The organism is Micromonospora auratinigra, from assembly GCF_900089595.1.
GTDB lineage: Bacteria > Actinomycetota > Actinomycetes > Mycobacteriales > Micromonosporaceae > Micromonospora > Micromonospora auratinigra.
Map to the genome: position 1 here is coordinate 1,167,943 of NZ_LT594323.1, position 13,093 is coordinate 1,181,035.

Sequence of the window (13,093 nt, forward strand, 5' to 3'; positions counted from 1 at the left end):
CAAGCCTTTCATCACCGCCGCCCGCCCGGCGCGGCGACCGGCGCAACCGTCGTCCCGGCCACGTCCGGCCGCCCCGCCCGAGGCGGTCCGGACCGCGTCCGGACCGCTGCCTGCCCGGCCGCTCGGCGCTGCTCAACCCCGCCGGCCGCCGCGCCGTCGGGGCCCGGGGAGTGGTCCGGCCGGGCCCCGTGCCCCGGCCGGACCACCCGCTCAGCGCACCGCCAACAGGGTGGTGATCCCGACCGCCACGTCCAGGACGAGGCACCACTGGGCGTACCCGCGCGGCACCACCCGGCCGGCGCGGTGGTGCGCCACGTCCCAGCCGGCGTGCCCGAGCCAGCCCAGGCCCACCAGCACCCCGGCGACCCGGTCCGGCGCGGACAGCGCGGCCGCCGCCAGCGCGCCCCAGACCACCAGCCCGACGAGCTGGACCGCGAGCAGCCGCCGGTCCGCCCACTGCCGGCGCACGGTGCCCAGCAGCAGGTAGCCGGCGGGCAGCACCAACAGCGTCCACCCGGAGAACGCGGTCGGCGCGATCCACAGGTCGACCGTCATCAGCAGGGCGAGCCCGGTCGGCCACCGACGGGCCACCGCCGCCACCACCGGGTGCCGGGCGGCCGGCGCCGGGTGCTCGTGGCGGTGCCGCAGCGCCACCAGCACCATCGCCGGCAGCATCAGCAGGTGGCCGCCGAGCATCAGCACCTCGTCCCCGGCCAGTCCGGCCCACCAGAACGGCAGCAGGAGCAGGAAGGGGACGTACATCGCGGCCACCATCTCGGCGGTCGCGCCGCGCCCGTGCCCCCGGTACCACATCCAGACGACCATGCCGATCGACATGTCCGTCGCCATCACCAGCGCCGCCACGTCCGCCCGGGCCAGCGTGTCCGCGCCGCCCAGCGCCGACCCGGCCGCGCGCCACACCGGGCCCAGCAGCAACATCCCCAGCACCATCGCCACGACCATCTCGGCGAGGTGCCGGGCCACCCGCCGGCCGGTCCGGTCCGATCCCCGTACGGTTGCCGTCATCTCCGTCATGCCCTGACCCTGCCGGCACCGGCCGCCCGGCGACAGGTGCGCCCGTCACGGTCCCGTCGTGCGCGACGCACGGTACGGCCGTGACATTCCGCAGGGGTGAGGCGGACGCCACGGCCCCCTAGGATCGGCGGGCATGACGGTCGAGGCGGCGGACCGCCGGTTGCGCCGGGCGCGCCGGCTCACCCTGGCGTCGCTCGCCACCAACCTGGGCGCCACCCTGCTGCTGCCCGGCGTAGGGCTGGTACGCGAGCCCGACCCGGTCCGGTCGGCCCTCGGCCTGGTCGGGCTCCTGGCGGTCGTCGTCGCCCAGGCCGCCGTGCTGCACACGGCGGTCACCCCCTGGCCGGCCGACCGGCGCCGTCGGCGGGCCCGCCTCGGGCTGGCCGGGGCCGCCCTGGCCAGCGTGCCGCTGGTCGGTCCGGTCGCCGCCGGCGCCTGGCCCACCTGGGCCTGGCTGGGCGCCGCGCTGGTGGGACTGGTCCCGCTGCTGCGTCCACCGGCCGCCGTGATCGCGGCGGTCGGGGTGCTCGCCGTCTCCGTGGCCGTCACCCGGCTCGGCGGCGGCGCGGTACGCGACGCGCTGCTCGTCACCGGCGGCGTCGGCGCCGGCGCCGCGGCCATCACCTGGGTGCAGGTCTGGTTCTGGGAGCTGCTGGTGCAGGCCCGGCAGGGCCAGGCCGCCCGGACCCGGCTGGCCGCCGCAGAGGAGCGCCTGCGCTTCGCCCGGGACGTGCACGACCTGCTCGGGCACGACCTCACGGTGATCGCGCTGAAGGCGGAGCTGGCCGCCCGGCTCGCGCCGGTCGACGCCGCCCGGGCCGGTGCGGAGGCGGCCGAGGTGCAGCGGCTCGCCGGCTCGGCCCTGCACCGGGTCCGCGAGGCGGTGCACGGCTACCGGGCCGTCGACCTCGCCGAGCAGGTGGCGGCGGTGGGCGAGGTGCTGCGCTCCAGCGGGGTGCGCTGCACGGTGGTGCCGCCCGTCGGTGACCTGCCCCCGGCGGTCGCCGCCGACCTCGCCGCGGTGCTCCGGGAGGCGGGCACCAACGTGCTGCGGCACAGCCGGGCCGGCTGGTGCCGGATCGAGATCGTCCGGGACGACCGCCGGGTCACGTTGACGGTCCGCAACGACGGCGTCCTCGACGCCGCGCCCGACCCGTACAGCGGCGGGCTGCGCGGGCTGGCCGACCGGCTGGCCCCGACCGGGGGCAGCGTGCGCGGTCACGCCGAGGACGGGATCTTCAGCCTGGTGGCCACCGTGCCGGTGCCGTCGTGATCCGGGTGCTGCTCGCCGACGACGAGGAGCTGATCCGGCTCGCCCTCGCCGCCCTGCTCGACCTGGAACCCGACCTGACGGTGGTCGCGCACGCCGCCGACGGCCGGGCCGCGATCGACGCCGCGCTCGCGCACCGCCCGGACGTCGCGGTGCTCGACCTGGAGATGCCGCCGCCCGGCGGGATCCAGGTCACCGCCGAGCTGGCCCGGGCACTGCCGGCCTGCGCGGTGGTGATCCTGACCGGGCACGGCCGCCCCGCGCACCTGCGCCCGGCGCTGGCCGCCGGTGCCCGCGGCTTCCTGCCGAAGGGGGCGCCCGGCGGGGCGCTCGCCGACGTCATCCGCCGGGTGCACGCCGGCGCCCGCTACGTCGACCCCGCGCTGGCCGCCGACGCGTTGACCATGCCCGACTGCCCGTTGACCGCCCGGGAGCTGGACACCCTGCGGCTGGCCGAGTACGGCACCCCGGCCGCCGTCATCGCCCGGCGTACCCACCTGGCGGCCGGGACCGTGCGCAACCACCTCGCCGCCTGCGTGCAGAAGCTCGGTGCGGTCGACCGGGCCGACGCGGTGCGCATCGCGCGCGAGGCCGGCTGGCTCTGACCGGCCGGCTCAGCGCCCCTCGACCGGCAGCCGGGCCTCGTCGGGCAGCGCCGGCCCGGCGTACGCCACCGGCGGGTACGGCGGCATCGGGCGCACCCGGGCGAGCTGCTCGGTGCTGAGCGCGTAGACCACCCGGCCCAGTCCGGAGCGCTCGATCGCGCTGGCGCACATGCCGCACGGCTGGCAGCTGGTGTACATGGTGGCGACGGCGGCCGTGTCGGTGTCGAGGTGCCGGGCCGCCCAGCGGGCCAGCTTCAGCTCCGGGTGGGCGGTGATGTCGTCGTCGGTCCGCTCGGTGTTGGCCTCCTCGGCCAGCACCCGGCCGTCCGCGGCCACCAGCAGCGAGCCGAACGGCCCGTCCCCGGCGTCGCGGGCGGCGGTGGCCAGGGCGAGGGCCCGGCGCAGGTGACGTTCGTCGGTCTCGGTCAGCGCGTCCATCCGGTGCGCATTCCCCGCCGGACGGCGCGGCACACCGCCGACGGATAGCCTGACGGCGTGCGCACGGTCGAGCTGCTCTGTTCGCCGGGGCTGGAGGAGGCGGTCCGGGCGGCCTGGGTGCGGCTGGCCGCCGCCGGGCTGCCCAGCCTGGCCCGCAACGTCCACCCCACCAACCGGCCGCACCTGACCCTCGCCTCGGTCGACGAGTTCCCGCCGGGTGCCGAGCAGCGCCTCGCCGACCTCTGTGACGCGGCGCTGCCCCTGCCGGTCCGACTGGACCGGATCGAGGTGCTCGACGGCAGCGCCCCGCTGGTCTGGCTGCTGCGGCCGGGTCCGCAGCTGCTCGCCCTGCACGCCGCGGTCTGGGACGTGCTCGCCGACGCGCCGGGCCGGCGTCCGTGGCACCTGCCGGGGCGGTGGATCCCGCACCTGAGCCTGGCGCTGCGGTTCCGCGACGCCGACCGCCGTCGGGCCCGGGCGGTGGCCGGCCTCGACCGGCCGGCCGGGGAGTTCGTGACGGCGCGCAGCTACGACAGCGAAACCCGGACGATCAGCGAACTGGTTCCGGCCTGTCCCCGTCCGGGCGGCTGACGAGCGGGCGCGGGCCACGGTGGCGGTCGGCCCGAGCCGGTCTCGGGCCGGCCGCGGTGGTCGGGGGCTTCGAGCCCTGCGAGGGCCGGGAAACGTGTTGCCGTTGGCCGCGGCGGTGGGCGATGCTCCGGCGATGCCGGCACCCCTTCCCGTCCTGTGGTTGTGTGGCCCCTCGGGCGTCGGCAAGTCGACCGTCGCGTGGCAGCTGTTCACCGGGCAGCCCGGAGCCGCCCACGTCGACATCGACCAGCTGGGCATGTGCTTCCCCGAGATTCCGTCCGACCCCGGCCGCACCGTGCTGGAGGGTCGCATCCTCGGCGGCACGGTGGCGAACTTCGCGGCGGCGGGCGCCCGCTGCCTCATCGTGTCGGGATACATCGACTCCCGCCGGGGCGTGCACACCGAATACCTGACGCAGGCCGCGCTCACCGTGCTGCGGATGCGGTGCGACCAGCCGGAGCTGCGCCGGCGCCTGGAGATCCGGGCACTCCCCGGGGAACAGCGGGAAGCCGCGCTGCGCGAGGCGGAGGTCCTGGACCGTGGCTCGCTCCCGTATCCGGTCCTGGACACCACCGGGCGCACCGCCGGCGAGGTGCTCGACGCCGTCCGCGCCCGATGGCCGGCGCAGCCCGCCCGCCAGCCGGGTCCCTGGCCGGATCCGCCGCGAACTCCCGGTGAGATTCTCTGGCTGTGCGGTCCGACCGCGGTCGGCAAGTCGACGGTCGGCTGGCAGGTCGCCGACCGGTCGCGGCGCGCGGGGCACATCACCGGCTTCGTCGACCTGGGGCAGCTCGGCTTTCTCGACCCGGCGCTCGGGCGGGATGCCGGACAGCACCGGCTCAAGGCGGCGAATCTCGCCGCCGTCTGGGCCGGTTTCCACCGGCACGGGGCACGGCGACTGGTGGTGGTCGGTCAGGTCGATCACCCTGACCAGCTCCGGCACTACCGCCGGGCGCTGTCCGCCGCCACCCTGCTGCTGTACCGACTGCACGCCGGTCCGCACGAGCTGAGCGAGCGCATCGGGCACCGCGGGCGGGGCGGCGGCCCACCGATCGTCGGTGACGAGCTGCGCGGCCAACCCGCCGCCGTGCTGGCGCGAGCGCGCGAAGCCGCGGTCGCGCAGGCGGCGGCGTTGGACCGCGCCGACCTCGGTGACCTGCGCATCGACACCGACGGCCGCTCCGCCGAGGAGATCGCTCGGGAGGTCACCGAACGTGCCGGTTGGTGACCTCGGCAGCTACGCGCCCGGCCTGCTCGCGCGGTACCGCGCCCGGAAGCGATGGTCACGTCGCCGCCGCCCGCGCGGTGGCGGGGTCGCCGCACCGGGCGGCCCCGCCACCGGGCGTCAGCGGTAGACGCGCAGGTAGTCGAACTCGGCGGTGACCGCCGGCTCGGCGCCCCCGTGCGCGGCCAGCCCGATCCGGGGTGTGGTGTCCGCCGGGAAGGTCCAGACCGCGCCCCACGTCCAGCGCACCCCGTCGGAGCTGGAGCCGGCCCGGAACTCGTGCTCCCCGGTGGCCGGGTCGATCCGGTGGGCCAGCCGCAGCCAGGTGGTGGTGGCCGGGGTGCCGACGATGCTGCCGCCGTAGACCGGCTGCCCGGCGTACGGGAGCTCGTAGCCGTACTCGACCTGTCGGGTGTTCCAGATGGCCACCTGGGACAGCCGGGCGAACCGGTCGTCGTCGACGTACGCGATCAGGCCGGCCTGCTGGTAGTTGCGGACGGTCTCCTCGCCGAGGTCGAGGGTCACCTTCGTCTCCACCACGTAGTTCCCGGTGGGGGCGTCGCGCAGCAGCACCCCGGCGGTGTTGCCGGTGCCGGTCAGGTCGGTGCCCTCCACCGGCCAGCGGAGCGCGCCGCCGGCGACGGTCGCGTCGGGGTCGCGCCGGACCCACTGCCAGGCCGGGTCGAGCCCGGCGGTGAACTCGTCGGAGTACTGCGGCAGCAGCCGGCCGACGGCCGGCGTGGGGGCCGGGTGCCGCACCGGACGGTACAACCGGGCCGCGCTGACGTTGTCGAACTCGGCGGTGCCGTGGTCGGCGAGCAGGGTCAGCGGCCCGGCGGCCGGGCCGGTGAGCGTCGTGGTGAGCACCGCGACGGGGTCGCCGAGCCGGTCGGGGGTGAGGTCGGCGACGAGCCGGCGGCCGCGTACCTCGATCGCCAGGTTGTGCCGGGTGGTGAGGTCGAGGGAGGCGGGGAGGGCCACCGACGCGGTCCGGCCGCCGTCGCGGGCGGTGAGTCGACCCGCGCCGACGCGGACCTCGGTGCTGCCGAGGCGCAGCCCGGCCTCGCGGGCGCCGGTGAGCCGCAGGTCGGCCTCGGCGCGGACGTCCCCGCCGGTGCCGGTACGGCTGGTCAGCGTGCCCTGGCCGGCGAGCACCCCGTTGGTGACCCGCCAGTCGCCGGAGCCGGTACGCCAGGCGGCGAGCCCGGCGGCGAAGCGCTCGTCGAGGCGGGCGGTGGTGACCGGCGCGGGACGCGGCCCGTCGGACGGGCCGGCGCCGCCGTTGACCGTGGGCCAGCCGTCCACCCAGTCGAGGCGGTCCAGCAGCATCGGTCGCTCGTTGACGCCGAACGGCTCGTCCAGGTACGGGTCGGCCCGGTCGATGGCGTGGTAGGCGATCCAGTCCTGCCCGGACAGGTCGGTGAGCACCGCGTTGTGGCCGGTGCCGATCCAGCGGTTGCCGTTCTGGGTCAGCACCGGGGTGCCGCCGGCCCGGGAGACGTCGAGGCGCTGCCCCTCCCGGTCGACGAACGGGCCGCGCGGGCTACGGGCCCGCCCGACCTGCACCGAGTAGCCGGTGGCCGGCCCGGCGCAGCAGTTCGCGGTGGAGGCGAAGAGCCAGTACCAGCCGTCGTGGCGCAGCACGTAGCTGCCCTCGAACTTGTTGTCGATCGCGACCAGGGTGGGCGTGCCGACCGCGCGCAGCCCGTCGGGGGAGAGTTCGGTGACCGAGATGCCGCCGTAGTAGCTGCCGTAGTAGAGGTAGCTGGTGCCGTCGGTGTCGGTGAACCGGCTCGGGTCGATGGTCCACAGGTAGCCGCCCCCGCCGCCGGGGCGGGGCGCGACGACGGGCTGGTCGACGAAGGTCCACGGGCCGGCCGGGGTGGGCGCGGTGGCCGCCCCGACGGCGGTGTCGAAGGTGTCGGCGGAGACGGTGGTGTCGGTGACGGTCAGGTACATGACCCAGTGGTCGCCGACCCGGCGCACGTCGGGGGCCCAGAACGCCGCCCCGGCGGTCGCGTAGGAGGGGCGCTGGTCGGCGGTGAAGGCGTCGCCGACGTACGTCCAGTCGACGAGGTCGGCGGAGCGGCTGATCGGCACCCGGTGCGCCGTCTTCTCGCCCTCGCGCAGCGGGTCGGAGGTGCCGAAGGCGTACCAGAGGCCGTCGTCGCCGCGGACGACGGCGGGGTCGGCGAAGGTGTCGGCGAAGTCCGCCGAGACCGGGTTGGTGTAGCGGGCGGGGGAGCCCGGGTCGGCGGTGGCCGGCGCGGCCGGGGTGGCGGCCAGCAGCAGCCCGAGCGCGGCGGCGACGCCACGGCGAAGGTGATCCATCAGACCTGCCTTGGTGGTGGGCGAAGAGTCGACGAAGGTTCCTGCCTGTCTACAACGATGTATGCAACGTTGTAAAGACCTGCTGTCGGCGGACACCGAACCGTCGTCGTGCCAGCATGGACCGATGACCACCACCGACGGCCGCGCGCTGGCCGGGCTCGCCGCGCTGCTGGCCGACCCGACCCGGGCGAGCTTCTGCCTGGCGCTGCTCGACGGGCGGGCCTGGACCGCCGGGGAACTGGCCCGCCGCGCCGGAGTCGCCCCGTCCACCGCGAGCGACCACCTCACCCGGCTGGTCCGGGGCGGCCTGCTGGTGCAGGAGCGGCAGGGCCGGCACCGGTACGTCCGCCTCGCCGGCCCGGCGGTCGCGCAGCTCGTCGAGGACCTCGCCGGGCACGCCCCCACCCCGCCGGTCCCGCCGCGCACCCTGCGCGCCGCGTCGGCCGGGGCGGCTCTGGCGTACGCCCGGACCTGCTACGACCACCTCGCCGGGCGGCTCGGCGTGCTGCTGCACGACGCCCTGCTGGACCGGGGGGTGCTGGACCGCTCCGGCGGGCTGGCCCTGACCCCGGCCGGGGTGACCTGGCTGGCCGGGCTCGGCGTACCCGTCGCGCCGCTGCGGGCGGCCCGGCGTCCGCTGGTGCGCGACTGCCTGGACTGGACGGAGCGCCGCCCGCACCTGGCCGGCGCGCTCGGCGCGGCGCTCTGCCGGCGCTTCGCCGACCTGGGCTGGACGGCGTCCGGCACCGGTCGCGCGGTCCGGCTCACCCCGGCCGGCCGCCCCGCGCTCGCCGCCGCCCTCGGCCTCGACCCCGCCGCCCTCGCCCCACCTCCGACCCGCGACACCGGCCCGGCCCGCGCCTGACCGTGCCGTGCCGCACCGCCGGGCGGACCGCGCCGACCCGGCCCGGCCCGGGTTCGGTCGGCGGGCGCGAAGCGTCGGGAGCCCGGTCGGGCAGCGCCGGGGTCGGTCGGTGGACCCGGCGCGTCGGGAGCCCGGCCGGGCGGCGCCACCACCGGAGCCGGCCGACGGTTCGGCGGGCACCGAAGGAAACGCCGCCTACGGTCGGGCGATGAGTTGGCCAGTGATCCCCGCCCCGCCCGGTACGCCGCCGTGCGGGCCGCCCGTGCCCGACCCCGACCACGGCTGGGTGCTCACCCGGCACGCCGACGTGCTGGCGGCGCTGACCGAGCCCCGCTGCACGGTGCCGGTCGCCCCCGGCGGACCGCCCGGCACCCTCGCCTGGCTGCGCGCGACGGTCAGCCGGTTCAGCGCCCCGGACCGGCACCCCGCCCGCCGGGCGATCGGCACCGCCGCGCTCGCCGGCCTCGACCCCGACGAGTTGTCCGCCGCGGCGGCCCGGCGCACCGAGCGGGAACTGACCGGACCCGGCCGCCTCGACGTGCTGGTGGGACCGGCTCGGCGCGTACCCCTGGAGGTGCTGGCGGCGCGGCTCGGCCTGGCCGATCCGACGGCGGCCGCGCCGGCCGTGGTGGTGGTCGCCGCCGCCTACCACCCGGGTGCCGGGGCGGCGGCGGTGGCGCGCGCGGACCGGGCCGTGGCCACGCTGCTGGCGCTGTCGCCACCGGCCCCGGCCGAGGTCGCGGCGAACCGGATCGGTCTGCTGGTGCAGGCCTGCGACGCCACCGCCGGGCTGATCGGCGCGGCCGTCCGGCACGGCCTCGCCGCGCCTGCGGCGGTGCCGACCACCGACCTGCTGGCCGAGGTGCTGCGGCTCGACCCGCCGGTGCGGGCCACCCGCCGGGTCACCACCGCCGCGCTGCGCCTCGGCGGGCGGGAGATCGGCCCGGACACCCCGCTGCTGCTCCGCTTCGACGCGGCCAACCGGGACCCGGGCGTGCACCCCGAGCCGGACCGGTGCCGACCCGGCCGGGCGGGCGGGACGCTGACCTTCGGCGCGGGGACGCGGGGCTGCCCGGCTGAGCGGCACGCCCTCGCCCTGGCGGCCGGGGTGCTCGACGTGCTGCGGCGGCGCTGCGCGCCGACCGACACCCCGGTCCGGTACGCGCCGCACCCCACCCTGCGGGTGCCGAGCCGGCTGGAGGTGACCGTCCGATGAGCGACCGTGCCGCGGCCTTCCGGGCCCTGCACCGGCCCGGCCGCCCGCTGCTGCTGCCGAACGCGTGGGACCACGCCTCCGCCGCCGCGCTCGCCGCCCGGGGTCACCCGGCGATCGGGACCACCAGTCTCGGCGTCGCCGCGGCCGCCGGGCAGCCGGACGGCACCGGGGCGACCTGGCCCGACACCCTCGACCTGGCGCGGCGACTGCGCGACCTGCCGGTGCTGCTCACCGTCGACGTCGAGGGCGGGTTCGGGGCCGGGCCGGCCGCCGTGGCCGGGCGGGTCGCCGAGCTGGCGGCGTACGGCGTGGTGGGGATCAACCTGGAGGACGGCCGCCCGGACGGCACGCTCGCCCCGGTGACGCTGGTCGCCGAGACGGTGGCGGCGGTCCGGGCGGCGGTGCCCGGGCTCTTCGTCAACGCCCGCACCGACGCGTGGTGGCTCGGGGTGGCGGACCCGCTCGACGAGGCGGTGCGCCGGGCCCACGCGTACCGGGAGGCCGGCGCGGACGGCTTCTTCGTGCCCGGCGCGCCGGACGACCTGCTGCCCCGGCTCGTCAGCGAGGCGGCCCGGCCGGTGAACGTGCTGTACCGCCCCGGCGGGCCGGCCCTGACCGCGCTGGGTCGGCTCGGGGTGGCCCGGGTCAGCACCGGCTCACTGCTGTTCCGGGCGGCCCTCGGTGCCGCGCTGCACCTGGCCGACGCGGTCGCCGCCGGTCGGGACCCCGACCTGCCCGTCGCGCCTGCCTACGGGTGGGTGCAGGGGCTGGTCGTCCCGAAAGAGGTGCCTCAGGGGTGAGATAGGAGGATTGTTCGGGGAGCTACGCCTTCCGGTGCATACGGTGGGTTTCAGGTTCGACCACACCGTGTCCTGCCCGGAGAGGGAGCCCGACCATGCGAGTGCCCAGCCGAAGCCCCGGCCCGCAGCCCGGGCCCGCCGTCGCGTCCACCGCCCCCACCCGCCGGCTGCCCACGGCGGCCGGCCGGCACCCGGTGCCCGGCCGGCCGGACCTCGCGGCGTACCGGGCGGCGGTGGCCGAACTGCTGGTCGAGGTGGGCGCCCTCGCGGACGCCCCGTCGACCGCCGCCCGCCAGGTGCTGCTCGACCAGCGGCTGCGCGAGCCGGCCATCGCCGCCGTCCTGGCCGCCACCCCGCAGGGCTTCGTTGGCGCCCGGGAGACCCTGCTGCTGGAGATCGCCCGCTACCGGCCCAACACCCGCAGCTCGGCGCAGGACCTCACCGCGCTGGTCCGGATCTACCTGCTCTCCCGCATCGACGTGCTCTGGTGGGGGGACACCCCGAGCTTCGGCACCGACAACCAGGTCCACACCAGCACCGAACTGGTCGACCTGGAGTGGCTGCGGCGGCGCGGGCTGCTCGCGTTCCGCTACCAGGAGCAGCCGGCCACCGTCCTCGGTCGAGGGCTGCGCGCACTGCGGCGCCGGCTGCTGCCCGGCGCCGCCCCGCACACCGCCGGGCTGCTGTTCCGCCGGGCCCGCCGCGAGGTGGTGGCCCTGCTCAACGACCTCGGCCGGGAGTTCGCCCTGGCCACCGGACCGGGCACCCCGCCGCTCTGGGTGACCAGCCTGGCCCGCAGCGCCGAGCACCAGTACCGGCTGCGCCGGCTGGGGTACGCGGCCATGGTGCCCAGCGGGCACTGCCTCGGCTGGGCCGCCGACGTGGAGCTGGACTGGTTCCACCGGTTCGGGGCGCGCGACACCCTGGCCGAGCTGCTGCTCGCCCGGCAGGAGGCCGGCGAGCTCAACGTGGTCGACGAGGGACAGGCCTGGCACCTCTGTCTCGCGCCCGCCGCCCGCCGCCGCTACCGGCAGGCGTACGAGGCCGAGATGGGGGTGTGAGCAGATGTGCGGAATCGCGCTGAGCATCGGGCCGGAGGCCGACCCGGCCACCTTCCGCCGGATGCTCGCCACGCTCGCCGCCCGCGGTGAGGTGACCGAGACCCGGCAGGAGAACGGGCTGCTGGCCGGCGTCCGCCGGCTGCGCGTGGTGGACCGTGAGCGGGCCGTGCAGCCCTGGGTCGCGCCGGACGAGCGGCACCTGCTCTGCTACAACGGCGAGATCTTCAACCACCACGAGCTGCGCGGGGAGCTGACCCGGCTCGGGTACGAGTTCCGCACCGCCGGCGACACCGAGGTGGTGCTCACCGCGTTCCGGCACTGGGGCGAGGGGGCCGTGCACCGGCTGCGCGGCGAGTACGCCTTCGTGGTGGTGGAGCGGGCCACCGGCCGCGCCTACCTGGCCCGCGACCCGCTCGGGGTGAAGCCGCTGTACTGGTCGAGGACGCCCGGCTGCCTGCACCTGGCCTCCGAGGTGAAGGCCCTGGTCGGTCAGAACGCGCCGGTCAGCGAGGTGCCACCCGGGCACCACGGCTGGGCCGGGCCGGACGGGCCGGTGCGGCTGCGTCCGCACGTGGACCTGCTCGAACTGGGTGCCGGGCAGCCGGTGATCGACGACCCGGACGAGGCGGCGGGGCTGGTCCGGGCCGCGCTCACCGACAGCATCCGGGCCCGGCTCGACACCGACCTCACCGTCGGCGTGGTCCTCTCCGGCGGGCTGGACAGCTCGCTCGCCCTGCTGCACGCCAAGACGCTGCACCCGGACTGCGTGGCGGTCACCGTCGGTGTCCCGGAGAGCCCGGACGTGGCGTACGCCCGGCGGCTCGCCGCCGACCTGGGGGTGCCGCACGAGGTGATCGAGGTGCGCCCGCGCGACATCCGGCTCGCCGACGTGCGTGAGGCCATCCGCATCTCCGAGCTGACCGAGTACGGCGACATCATCAACGCCGTGGTCACCGTGCCGATCTTCCGCCGGCTGCGCGAGCTGGGCGTGAAGGTGGTGCTCACCGGGGACGGCTCCGACGAGCTGTTCGGCGGCTACCCGATGTACCACCAGGTCGGCCCCGAGCGGTCCCGCCGGCTCTTCCTGCACAAGATCCGCAACCTGTGCCGGACGGAGTTGCAGCGGGTGGACCGGGTCAGCATGGGACACGGGGTGGAGGCCCGGGTGCCCTTCCTCGACCTGAGCGTGGTGGAACTGGCCATGCGGCTGCCGCTGGCGCTGAAGCTGCGCGACGGGCAGGAGAAGTGGATCGTCCGGCGGGCCTTCGCCGACGTGCTGCCCGACTACATCCGGCGGCGGCCGAAGAACCCGATGTCGTACTCGTCGGGGCTGCACGAACGGGCCCGGCTCTACAAGCCGCTCTTCGCCCGGCTGCACCGCTCCTTCGGCTACGACCTGCTCGAACCGGTGCGCCGCGACTTCGACAGCGTGCTCACCCGCTGCGGCAACGACCTGGACCGGGCCATCGCCGACGGCCTCGCCCGCCCCGACTACACGGTGCTGGAGCACGCCCGGGACCTGGTCGGCGCGGCGAAGTGGAACACGGTGCCGGTGGTCCGCCGGCTGGTCGGCCCGCGCGCCACCCGACGGACGCCGGTGCGCTGACCCGGCCGCCGCTTGACTCTGACACCGTGTCAGGGACGAGCGTGAGGGGG

At 77.0% G+C, this 13,093-nt stretch carries 12 protein-coding genes; 9 read left to right on the forward strand and 3 right to left on the reverse strand.

Going from position 1 to position 13,093, the window contains the following annotated elements; genetic code table 11:
- Window positions 1–210 precede the first annotated feature (210 nt).
- Window positions 211–1,035, reverse strand: a complete 825-nt coding sequence (locus GA0070611_RS05255) for a hypothetical protein (RefSeq protein ID WP_231921330.1) — start codon at window positions 1,033–1,035, stop codon at window positions 211–213.
- Window positions 1,036–1,168: 133 nt separating this feature from the next.
- On the opposite strand from GA0070611_RS05255, the gene GA0070611_RS05260 reads away from it, so the two are divergent.
- Together GA0070611_RS05260 and GA0070611_RS05265 are read left to right on the forward strand one after the other, a co-directional pair.
- Window positions 1,169–2,308 (forward strand): sensor histidine kinase, encoded by a 1,140-nt coding sequence (locus GA0070611_RS05260; protein WP_091658359.1) that lies wholly within the window; start codon window positions 1,169–1,171, stop codon window positions 2,306–2,308.
- Window positions 2,305–2,910: a response regulator transcription factor gene (locus GA0070611_RS05265; RefSeq protein ID WP_091658361.1), complete on the forward strand. Its 606-nt coding sequence runs from the start codon at window positions 2,305–2,307 to the stop codon at window positions 2,908–2,910. Before GA0070611_RS05260 ends, GA0070611_RS05265 begins: the two co-directional genes overlap by 4 nt.
- 9 nt (window positions 2,911–2,919) lie before the next feature.
- On the opposite strand, the gene GA0070611_RS05270 is transcribed toward GA0070611_RS05265, so the two are convergent.
- Window positions 2,920–3,348 (reverse strand): nucleoside deaminase, encoded by a 429-nt coding sequence (locus GA0070611_RS05270; RefSeq protein WP_231921331.1) that lies wholly within the window; start codon window positions 3,346–3,348, stop codon window positions 2,920–2,922.
- Window positions 3,349–3,405: 57 nt separating this feature from the next.
- Between GA0070611_RS05270 and GA0070611_RS05275 the strand changes: the two genes are divergently transcribed.
- Both GA0070611_RS05275 and GA0070611_RS05280 read left to right on the forward strand, forming a co-directional pair.
- Entirely contained in the window at window positions 3,406–3,939 is a 534-nt protein-coding gene (locus tag GA0070611_RS05275; protein WP_091658363.1) for a 2'-5' RNA ligase family protein, read from the forward strand.
- Window positions 3,940–4,072: 133 nt separating this feature from the next.
- Window positions 4,073–5,167: an AAA family ATPase gene (locus tag GA0070611_RS05280; RefSeq protein ID WP_091658367.1), complete on the forward strand. Its 1,095-nt coding sequence runs from the start codon at window positions 4,073–4,075 to the stop codon at window positions 5,165–5,167.
- Between the two features lie 117 nt (window positions 5,168–5,284).
- Here the strand turns inward: GA0070611_RS05280 and GA0070611_RS05285 are convergent, their stop codons facing one another.
- Complete coding sequence (locus GA0070611_RS05285) at window positions 5,285–7,495, reverse strand: family 43 glycosylhydrolase (protein WP_091658370.1); 2,211 nt, start codon at window positions 7,493–7,495, stop codon at window positions 5,285–5,287.
- 124 nt (window positions 7,496–7,619) lie between these two features.
- Here GA0070611_RS05285 and GA0070611_RS05290 point away from each other — a divergent pair, with 124 nt between their 5' ends.
- The 5 genes from GA0070611_RS05290 (at window position 7,620) to GA0070611_RS05310 (ending at window position 13,043) form a co-directional block, all read left to right on the forward strand.
- Window positions 7,620–8,360 carry an ArsR/SmtB family transcription factor gene (locus tag GA0070611_RS05290; protein WP_091658373.1) on the forward strand — a complete coding sequence of 247 codons (741 nt, stop codon included), beginning with the start codon at window positions 7,620–7,622 and terminating at the stop codon, window positions 8,358–8,360.
- A 208-nt stretch (window positions 8,361–8,568) separates the two neighbouring features.
- Window positions 8,569–9,576: a cytochrome P450 gene (locus GA0070611_RS05295; protein ID WP_231921332.1), complete on the forward strand. Its 1,008-nt coding sequence runs from the start codon at window positions 8,569–8,571 to the stop codon at window positions 9,574–9,576.
- Window positions 9,573–10,376 (forward strand): isocitrate lyase/PEP mutase family protein, encoded by an 804-nt coding sequence (locus tag GA0070611_RS05300; protein ID WP_091658376.1) that lies wholly within the window; start codon window positions 9,573–9,575, stop codon window positions 10,374–10,376. Before GA0070611_RS05295 ends, GA0070611_RS05300 begins: the two co-directional genes overlap by 4 nt.
- Window positions 10,377–10,471: 95 nt before the next feature.
- Window positions 10,472–11,437: a hypothetical protein gene (locus GA0070611_RS05305; RefSeq protein ID WP_091658379.1), complete on the forward strand. Its 966-nt coding sequence runs from the start codon at window positions 10,472–10,474 to the stop codon at window positions 11,435–11,437.
- Window positions 11,438–11,441: 4 nt separating this feature from the next.
- Window positions 11,442–13,043 (forward strand): asparagine synthetase B family protein, encoded by a 1,602-nt coding sequence (locus tag GA0070611_RS05310; RefSeq protein WP_091658382.1) that lies wholly within the window; start codon window positions 11,442–11,444, stop codon window positions 13,041–13,043.
- Window positions 13,044–13,093: the final 50 nt, after the last annotated feature.

Bases quoted from the DNA above. Each gene is read 5' to 3' on its own strand.
- GA0070611_RS05270 (WP_231921331.1), bottom strand. From the start codon at position 3,348: ATGGACGCGCTGACCGAGACCGACGAACGTCACCTGCGCCGGGCCCTC.
- GA0070611_RS05295 (WP_231921332.1), top strand. From the start codon at position 8,569: ATGAGTTGGCCAGTGATCCCCGCCCCGCCCGGTACGCCGCCGTGCGGG.
- GA0070611_RS05300 (WP_091658376.1), top strand. From the start codon at position 9,573: ATGAGCGACCGTGCCGCGGCCTTCCGGGCCCTGCACCGGCCCGGCCGC.
- GA0070611_RS05280 (WP_091658367.1), top strand. From the start codon at position 4,073: ATGCCGGCACCCCTTCCCGTCCTGTGGTTGTGTGGCCCCTCGGGCGTC.
- GA0070611_RS05260 (WP_091658359.1), top strand. From the start codon at position 1,169: ATGACGGTCGAGGCGGCGGACCGCCGGTTGCGCCGGGCGCGCCGGCTC.
- GA0070611_RS05305 (WP_091658379.1), top strand. From the start codon at position 10,472: ATGCGAGTGCCCAGCCGAAGCCCCGGCCCGCAGCCCGGGCCCGCCGTC.
- GA0070611_RS05290 (WP_091658373.1), top strand. From the start codon at position 7,620: ATGACCACCACCGACGGCCGCGCGCTGGCCGGGCTCGCCGCGCTGCTG.
- GA0070611_RS05285 (WP_091658370.1), bottom strand. From the start codon at position 7,495: ATGGATCACCTTCGCCGTGGCGTCGCCGCCGCGCTCGGGCTGCTGCTG.
- GA0070611_RS05255 (WP_231921330.1), bottom strand. From the start codon at position 1,035: ATGACGGAGATGACGGCAACCGTACGGGGATCGGACCGGACCGGCCGG.
- GA0070611_RS05310 (WP_091658382.1), top strand. From the start codon at position 11,442: ATGTGCGGAATCGCGCTGAGCATCGGGCCGGAGGCCGACCCGGCCACC.